Genomic DNA, 5,897 nt, shown 5'->3' with positions numbered 1-5,897 from the left:
CATGACGTCGACGGCCAGCACGAGGTCGGGCAGCGCCCGGTTGACGGCCACTCCCGCGGCGACGCCCGCGGCGGCGGCACCGCCCAGGCCCGTGGGCACCACGACGAGGGTCCCCGCGCCGCAGTCGGAGACCCGGGTGCCGGTGTAGGGGGCGAGCTTGGCCAGCCGCGGCCGGTCGAACGCCGTCAGGCCGGCGAGAGCGGCATCGCGCGCCGCGTCGTCGGGGACCAGCGCGAGGACCCGCATGCCCGGCCCGCCCTCAGGACTTGTTGCTGAGGCGGAAGCGCCAGACGCCGCGCGGCTGCTCGCCGGACTCGTCGTAGGCGACGATGTCGAGCGGGACCTCTTCGGTCAGCTCCTGGCCGAGCGGCAGGCTGTAGTAGGTGTCGTGCGAGATCTCCTGGACGCCCGGCGGGCGCCAGCCGGCCTCGGCGACCTCCTTGTCGACGCTGATGCTGATCGTGTCGCCGCTGTGCACCTCGACGAGCGTGCCCTGCGCGTTCGCGCAAGTGGCGACCTCGTCCTGGGGGAGCGCGGCGTCGTCGTGGTTCCAGCAGGAGGCCTCGGCCCGCTCGGACGTCGAGCCGGCGAAGAGCGTCACCGACGGCACCGGCTTCTCGCACGCGGTCAGCAGCAGGGGCGACAGCACGGCCGCGGCGAGCGCCACCCGGGCAGGGCGGCGAGCTCCGGTGCGGCGAGGGGCCAGGCTGTCGCGTCCGCGCATGGGATGGGCTCCGAAGGATCGAGACGGGAGTTCGTGCCGTGGGGGGCAGCGCTGGCTGCCCCGCCCGAGGCTACCCAAGGTGGTTCAGCCGAGCCCGCCGCCCCGCGAGCACCGACCGAGCCACGAGCGCTAGCGCGGCCGCGAGCACGGCGGCCGCCAGCCCCAGGCCGAGCCCGCCGTCGGGGTGCAGCAGGGTGCCCGCGCCGGCGCCGATCACCCAGGACAGCTGCAGCACCGTCTCCGAGCGCGCGAACGCCGAGGCCCGGACGTTCTCGGCGACGTCGCGCTGCACGAGCGCGTCGAGCGCCAGCTTGCCGAGGGTCTGCGCGAGCCCGGCCGCGACCGAGACCGCCATGACGGCGACCAGGCCGAACAGCAGCCAGCCCAGCAGCGCCGCGACCGTGACCCCGGCCAGGGTCAGCAGCACGGTCAGCTCGGGCGGCCGGCGGCGCAGCATCGCCCCGAGCGACGCGCCGGCCGCGCTGCCCACGCCGGCCGCCGCCGCCGCGGCGGCGATGAGCGCGGTGTCCGGGCCGGGGAAGGGCTCGGCGCGCAGCAGGAAGGCCAGGTGGAGCAGGAGGAAGCCCGCGAACGCGCGGATCGCCGCGTTGGCCCGCAGCGCCCGCACCACCGCGGGGCCGACGGCCTCCGCCCGGCGCTGGCGCGACGCGGCCAGGCGCGCTCGCAGCCGCTGCGCCGAAGTCGCCCCGCCGAGCGGCTCCTCGCGCGTCCGCACCCGTGCCTGCTCCCGTGCCTGCTGCCGTCCGTGCCCGGCGGCCTCCTCCGGCCCGCCGGGCGGCGTGGACAGCGAGAGCGGGTCCAGCGGGTCGAACGCGTCGGGGTCGTCCGGCTGGTCGCTCGTGAGCAGCGCGGTGCCGCCTGGAGCGTCGTCTAGCCGGGCCGGCAGCCGTACGGACAGGACTGCGCCGACGACGAGCACCACCGCGGCCAGCCGCAGCGCCCAGGCCGGGGACGTGAGCGCGACGAGGCCGGCGCCGAGCGGCGCGGCCGCCGAGAGCGCCGCAAGGCTGGCGATGGAGAGCCGGGCGTTGGCGGTGACCAGGTTGAGCGCGCGGGGGAGCAGCCGGGGCATGGCGGCGGCGCGGGCCACGCCGTACGCCTTCGTCCCGACCAGCACCCCGAAGGCGGCGGGGTAGAGCTTGAACGGGTCCTCGGTGTCGCCCGAGACCGCTGTCGCCATCACGAGGGCGAGCACGGCCCGCAGGACAAACGTGCCGGAGATCACCCACCGGCGGCCGTGGCGCAGCCGGTCCAGCAGCGGCCCGACGACCGGCGCGAGCACGGCGAACGGCGCCATCGTGACGAGCAGGTAGACCGCCACCTGCCCCCGCGCCTCGCCGGTCGGCACCGAGAAGAACAGCGTGCTGGCCAGGCTGACGGTGATGAGGGCGTCGCCCGCGGAGCCGATCGCGGTGAGGTCGATGAGCTTGGCGAGGCCGGTCTCCCCGGCGCCGTGGGCGCGGGTGGCCCGCCGCATGCGCCGCCACCCCACGCGGCCGAGGGCGCCGAGCTCGGAGGCGGCGGTGCCGGCGGCCCGGGCGGCGCTGCGCGCGTGGTCGGCCGCGCCGGGCTCCTCGCGGCTCTGGCGGCTCGCGCGCGCCTCGCGGCCCTTGCGGTCCTCGCGCCCCTCACGGCCGCGGTCGGCGGCGGGCTCGCCGCCCAGCTCCTCGTCCAGCCGCGGGCCGGCGCCGCCCGGCGCGCTCCCGCCCGGCGCCTCCTGCCCGCTGCCCGTGCTCACCCTTCAATCCTGCCGTGATCACCGGCCCCGATGTGGACGGAGCGCGGACACGTGCCCGGACGGATGCGAGGATGGGCCTGTGGAAGCGCTGCCGATTGATGCTGCGCCCTCGGGCGAGCCGACGCGCGAGGACGCTCCGCGCCGCGCACCCCGTGCACGCAAGCCCGCGCTCGACAGCGTCCTCGCCGCAGCGGTCGACGTCGCACGGGCGGTCGCCGAGGAGCTCGCCGAGGGCGAGCCGGTCGGCGAGCACCTGGGCGCGACCGTCGAGGGCGACCGGCTGGTGAGCCACGAGTTCGCCTGCCTGACCCCGGGCTACGTCGGGTGGCGCTGGTCGGTCGTGCTGGCCCGCGCCCCGCGCCAGCGCCAGCCCACCGTCGTGGAGTCGGCCCTGCTGCCCGGGCCCGAGGCACTGCTCCCGCCGGCCTGGGTCCCGTGGAGCGAGCGGCTGCAGCCGGGCGACCTCGGCGTCGGCGACATCCTCCCGACCACCGCCGACGACCCGCGGCTCGCCCCGGGCTGGAGCGACAGCTCGCTGCGGCCCGAGGACGAGGACGTCGCGGCCCGCTGGGAGCTCGGGCTCGGCCGCGCGCGCGTGCTCTCCCTCGAGGGCCGGGCCGAGGCCGCCGAGCGGTGGTACGCCGGTGACGGCGGCCCCGACGCCCCGATCGCGCAGGCGGCCCCGGCCCACTGCGCCTCCTGCGGCTTCTTCGTCCCGCTGGCCGGCTCGATGCGCCTGGTCTTCGGTGCGTGCTCCAACGTCTACTCCCCGTCCGACGGGCGCATCGTCTCCGTCGACCACGGCTGCGGCGCCCACTCCGAGGCCGCGGTCCTGCCCGCGCCGCCCGCCCCGCCGGAGCCCGTGCTCGACGAGACCGGCGTGGAGGTCGTGTCCGTGCGCCCGCCCGAGCCGGTCGTCGTGCCCGAGCACGGCGAGGGCTCGGTCGACGACGCGACGCCCGCCGAGGAGCTCGGCCACAGCTGAGCCCTAGGGTCGCGGCGATGGCTCCCACCGACGACCCCTTCGGCACCGCCGGCATCCGCGAGCGCGTGCTCGACGCGTGGGCGGCGAGCGCCGCGCGGTTCCGCGAGGACGCCAACGCCGAGGAGGACCTCGTCCGCGGCGGCTACCGGGACCGGCTCGTCGTCGAGCTCGCGCAGAACGCGGTGGACTCCGCCGCCCGGGCAGGCCAGCCGGCGCGGATGCTGCTCCGGCTCGAGCCCGGCCGGCTGGTCGCTGCGGACAACGGGGCCCCGCTCGACCTGGCCGGCGTCGAGGCGCTGTCCACGCTGCGCGCCTCCGCCAAGCGCGACGGCGGCTCGGTCGGGCGGTTCGGCGTCGGGTTCGCCGCGGTGCTCGCGGTCACCGACGAGCCGGCCATCGGGTCGCGGGCGACGGGCGGCGTCCGCTGGTCGCGCGCCGACGCGTACGAGCTGGTGCGCGAGCGCGCGGCGGGAGCACCGGCGCTGGGGGAGGAGCTGGAGCGGCGGGGCGGCGACGTACCCGTGCTCCGGCTTCCCCGGCCGGCGGCCGTCGAGGTCCCGGACGGCTACGCGACCGCCGTGCACCTGCCGCTGCGCGACGGCGACGCCGAGCTGCTGGCCCGGCGGCTGCTCGCGGAGGTCGGCCACGAGCTGCTCGTCGCCCTGCCCGGCCTCGCGCAGCTGCGGATCGAGGACGCGTCGGCCGGCACGGTCCGGGAGCTCACGGTCGAGCCGGCCGCGGACGGGCTGGCCACGACGGTCGACGGCGAGCCGGCGCGCTGGCTGCTGGTGCGCCGGACCGGGCGGGTCGCGGCCGAGCTGCAGGCCGAGCGGGCGGTCGAGGAGCGGGCCGCGGACCAGTGGTCCGTGATGTGGGCGCTCCCGGTCGAGGGCGCGCCGGCGCTGTCCGGGGTGCTCCTCGCTCCGACCCCGACCGACGAGCCGATCGGGCTACCCGCGCTGCTCGTCGCGACGTTCCCGCTCGAGCCGTCGCGGCGCCGGACCCTGCCCGGCCCGCTGCGGGCGGCGGTCGCGGCGCAGGCAGGGCGGGCGTACGCCGAGCTGCTCGCCCATGCCGCCGCCGCCCGCCCGGGCTCGGCGCTGGCGCTCGTCCCCGGCCCGGCCGCCGCCGGCGAGGTGGACGCGCTGGTGCGGGCGGCGGCGCTGGAGGCGCTTCCGGAGACCGCCTTCGTGCCGACGGTGGCGGGCGCGCTCGCCCGGCCGCGCGACGTGACGGTGGTCGAGGGGGTGGGCCAGCGCGCGCTCGACGTGCTCGGCGCGGACGACGGCCCGCTCGCCGACGTAGCGGCCCCCGCGCCCACGGGGTCGGCCGGCCTGCTGGAGCGGCTGGGCGCGCGCCGGCTGCGGGTGGCCGACGTGGCCGACGCGCTGACCGGGCTGCGCCGCCCCGCGACGTGGTGGCACGAGCTCTACGCCGCGCTGGACGGCGTGCCGCCGGACGAGCTGGGCGCGCTGCCGGTGCCGCTCGCCGACGGCCGGCTCGTCCGCGGCGCCCGCGGCGCGCTGCTCGCCGAGGACGCCACGCCCGAGGTCCTGCACGCGCTGGAGGTGCTCGGCGCCCGCGCGGTCGACCCCGCCGCGGCCCACCCGCTGCTCGAGCGCCTCGGCGCCGCGCGCGCCACCCCTGCCGCGCTGCTCGCCGGCCCGGCCGTGAGGGAGGCGGTCGAGAGGACGCTCGACCTGCCCGACGACGCCGCGCGCGAGGTCGCCGACGCGGTCCTGGCCCTGGTCGCCGCCGCCCGGCCGGCGCCCGGCGAGGTCCCGGCGCTCGCCGGGCTCGCGCTGCCCGACGACGAGGGCGGGCTCACGCCCGCGGGCCAGCTGGTCCTGCCGGGCAGCGAGCTCGCGACGCTTCTCGAGCCGGACGCGCTCGCGGCGGTCGACGGCGGGCTGGTCGACCGGTGGGGCGCCGACGTGCTGGAGGCGGCCGGCGTCCTGCGCGGCTTCGCCGTCGAACGCCGCGAGGACGTCCCGCTCGACCCCGACGAGATCGACCTCGACGTGGACGACGAGGACGCATGGGCGGAGGCGGTCGCGGGGGCCGTCGGACCGCTGCCGCCGGTCGCGCCGGCCCTGGTCGCGGTCCGCGACCTCGACCTCGTGCGGGAGGACGCCTGGGGCGAGGCCCTCGCGCTGCTCGCCCGGCCGCCGCTGCGCGACGCCGTCGTCGAGCCGGTCCGCTTCGTCGGGGCCGACGGCCGCACCCGGGACGGCGCGTCCTACACGGCCTGGTGGCTGCGCACCCACGCCCGCGTCGACGGCCGGCCGCTGACGGACTACGCGCTGCCCGGCGCCGACCCGGTGCTCGCCGGCGTCTACGCCCCGCTCCCGATCCCGCTCGACCCGGAGCTCGCGCGCGCCGTGGGCGTCCGGTCCACGCTGGACGCGCTGCTCGCGGAGCCGCGCGGC

At 78.9% G+C, this 5,897-nt stretch carries 5 protein-coding genes; 2 read left to right on the top strand and 3 right to left on the bottom strand.

The annotated features are described in order from the left end of the window. The 3 genes from G9H71_RS20665 to G9H71_RS20655 form a co-directional block, all read right to left on the bottom strand. Nucleotides 1–246, bottom strand: a 246-nt coding sequence (locus G9H71_RS20665; RefSeq protein WP_166284670.1) for a hypothetical protein, incomplete at its 3' end; no start/stop codon positions are given. Between the two features lie 13 nt (nucleotides 247–259). Next, on the bottom strand, nucleotides 260–724 hold the full coding sequence (locus G9H71_RS20660; protein WP_166284669.1) for a hypothetical protein: 465 nt from the start codon (nucleotides 722–724) through the stop codon (nucleotides 260–262). A 70-nt stretch (nucleotides 725–794) separates the two neighbouring features. Then, entirely contained in the window at nucleotides 795–2,483 is a 1,689-nt protein-coding gene (locus tag G9H71_RS20655) for an MFS transporter (protein WP_331273162.1), read from the bottom strand. Between the two features lie 79 nt (nucleotides 2,484–2,562). Between G9H71_RS20655 and G9H71_RS20650 the strand changes: the two genes are divergently transcribed. Together G9H71_RS20650 and G9H71_RS20645 are read left to right on the top strand one after the other, a co-directional pair. Next, complete coding sequence (locus tag G9H71_RS20650; RefSeq protein ID WP_331273161.1) at nucleotides 2,563–3,468, top strand: DUF3027 domain-containing protein; 906 nt, start codon at nucleotides 2,563–2,565, stop codon at nucleotides 3,466–3,468. A 17-nt stretch (nucleotides 3,469–3,485) separates the two neighbouring features. Then, the coding region (locus G9H71_RS20645) for a sacsin N-terminal ATP-binding-like domain-containing protein (protein WP_166284666.1) at nucleotides 3,486–5,897 on the top strand (2,412 nt) is incomplete at its 3' end.

Source organism: Motilibacter deserti (genome assembly GCF_011250635.1).
Taxonomy (GTDB): Bacteria; Actinomycetota; Actinomycetes; order Motilibacterales; family Motilibacteraceae; genus Motilibacter_A; species Motilibacter_A deserti.
The sequence above is the reverse complement of the archived record's forward strand: the minus strand, read 5'-3'. Positions and strand labels throughout refer to the sequence as shown.